The sequence below is a fragment of the Rhodopirellula sp. UBA1907 genome, from assembly GCF_002337565.1.
Lineage (GTDB): Bacteria > Planctomycetota > Planctomycetia > Pirellulales > Pirellulaceae > Rhodopirellula > Rhodopirellula europaea.
The window spans coordinates 3,279-5,474 of sequence record NZ_DDGH01000112.1 but is presented as its reverse complement, the minus strand read 5'-3'; the positions used below and the strand labels follow the sequence as shown (position 1 = coordinate 5,474).

The 2,196-nt window shown below is 56.4% G+C and carries 2 protein-coding genes and 1 pseudogene; 1 reads left to right on the top strand and 2 read right to left on the bottom strand.

Features of this window, described 5'->3' with window-relative positions; translation table 11 throughout:
* Positions 1 to 106: 106 nt before the first annotated feature.
* A pseudogene (locus B2R17_RS27995) lies at positions 107 to 1,497 on the top strand (MFS transporter).
* A gap of 10 nt (positions 1,498 to 1,507) precedes the next feature.
* On the opposite strand, the gene B2R17_RS27990 reads toward B2R17_RS27995, so the two are convergent.
* Positions 1,508 to 1,945 carry a hypothetical protein gene (locus tag B2R17_RS27990; RefSeq protein WP_286766602.1) on the bottom strand — a complete coding sequence of 146 codons (438 nt, stop codon included), beginning with the start codon at positions 1,943 to 1,945 and terminating at the stop codon, positions 1,508 to 1,510.
* A 25-nt stretch (positions 1,946 to 1,970) separates the two neighbouring features.
* The coding region (locus B2R17_RS27985; RefSeq protein WP_286766601.1) for a DUF1585 domain-containing protein at positions 1,971 to 2,196 on the bottom strand (226 nt) is incomplete at its 5' end.

Genomic DNA, 2,196 nt, shown 5'->3' with positions numbered 1-2,196 from the left:
CCATGTGGAACATGGCCTACGGGAGGAGCGATTCTTCGGGCTCGCTTTGGGTCGCTTCGGTCGGTTGGGGTGGCGTTTCTGTCAATCCCCGCTGACATCTTTGGTGATGAGCGATCCAATGCATCGGTTCGAATCCGATGTCACAAGCAACCGTATGAAACCTGACAAACACAACGATGGTCGCTCCGTGCGCCCAAGGTTCGCGAACTTTCCCTTCGACCCTTCTGCCGTGCCATTCTTCTACGGAACGGTGGTGTTGGTTTGCGGAACATTGGGGTGTTGGCAAGCGCGCCCGGGCAAACTGTTGGCGTATCGGTCTTCACTGATTTTCTGATTGAGGCTCACCAACTGTCGCGAAGTTGGATCAGTTTTGCGTATCTGTCCGGGACGATCGGCAGCGCATTGTTGATCAGTCGCGCTGGTCGATACTACGATCGCTTCGGGGGACGCTGGGTGTCTGCCGGTTCAGCAGCGATGCTGGCCATTGTGTTGGCGGCGATGAGCTTTTCGGATGAGATCGCTCGAGCGGTCGCAGTGCTATTGCCGGAGAACTATCGCGATGGCGTTTCGTTTTCCGTCTTGACGCTCGGCTTCTTTGCGATGCGTTTCTTCGGGCAAGGCATGCTGACGCTGTCGTCTCGTAACATGGTATTGGAGTGGTTTGAACAGCGGCGTGGGATGGCACTCGCGTTCATCGGAATTTCGATTGCCTTTGGGTTTTCGATCACCCCCGCTTGCTTTGAATGGTTGATTCAGCGTGGTGGGTGGTCTTGGGCGTGGCAGACGATCGCCATGTTGGTGGGCGTGTTCGCTATTGTTGCAATTTGCTTCGCGCGGTCACGGCCCGAGGATCATGGGATGGTTCCCGATGGTCCGTTTGCAAAGGAAGACCGCAAGACACACGCGGAAACGGTCAGCGGTCGGCAATTCACGCTATCCGAAGCACGGCGCACCTATAGCTTTTGGGTTTTCACGTTTAGCGTGGTTCTGTCCGGGCTGATACTGACTGCGTTCTCTTTTCACGTCGTGTCGATCTTTGCCGACGCCGGGATGTCGCGTGCTCGAGCGGTGGCGATCTTTGTGCCCGCCGCTTGCGTGAGCGTGGTTGTCGAGTTCGTTGGCGGTTGGCTGAGCGACTTTGTGAAATTGAAGTACCTGGCGATGGTTCAATCGCTCGGCAGTTTGATACTCGCGTTGAGCTTGGCGTTTTTAGGAGACAACGTTTCGATCGTGTTTGTCGTGTTGGGCATGGGGCTGATGCAAGGCATGTTCGGAATCATCTCCGGCGTCACCTGGCCTCGCTTTTATGGCCGCATGCACCTGGGAGCGATCTCGGGGTTTTCGACATCCATCGTTGTTGCCGGAACCGCGATTGGGCCGTACTTGTTCAGCGTCGCGCACGACCAAGTCGGTGCCTATCGACCGGCGACGTTGTTGTGTGCCGTCGCTGCCGTGGTTCTGATCGCAGCGTCCTGGCGAGCCGATCGCCCAGAGTGAGCGAAGGCGTTCACGATTTGCGTTGGAAGAAGTGTTTTCGAAGGATGTCCGCCGCCATGAATGCTGAACCAATCAGCGTTCCTGTCACGTATCCCCAGAACATACCGAATATTCCGATGGGAACGAATTTGGTGTTGCTTTGAGCGTGCGGCGTCGGCGGCGAGTTCAGGTATCGATAGACCAAGTGAACGACCAGAAAGAACGTCGCCCCTGCCAACGCCGATGCTAGACGAGGTCTTTTCCCATCAAACAGGAATGCTTGCGCGAAAGTGATGGCTGCGATAAAGACGGCGGCAAGCACGGCGAAGTCGGGCGGAGCTCGAAACAACTGCAGCAAGGCAAACAGCAACGCATAGGCTGTTGTTGCAACCAAAATCGTCGCTAGATCGAACTGCCGTTGAGCCGAGTAAAGCCGGGCGCGAACGTCTTCGTCGGGATCGGGAGACATGATTTCATCAACTCCAGTTCCCGGGTCAGTTCAGGGCGGCTAACTTTGCTTCGCTTCGAGTTCGGTACAGGAACGCATCGGAGGTCAGCAGCGATACCAGCAGGGCTTTCATGCTTCCGTTGTTGTCTCGGTATGCTTGATGGGCCGCTTGTAAAACGGGGGCGTCGTTGAGCGTTTCGTTTCGCCCCATCCAGAAGCGGAAGGCATGCCGAACAAACACTTGCTCCGCTCGTTCGCTTTCGGCGAGACGG

Coding starts and splice junctions, on each gene's coding strand:
- B2R17_RS27990 (WP_286766602.1), bottom strand. CDS start 1,945: ATGTCTCCCGATCCCGACGAAGACGTTCGCGCCCGGCTTTACTCGGCT.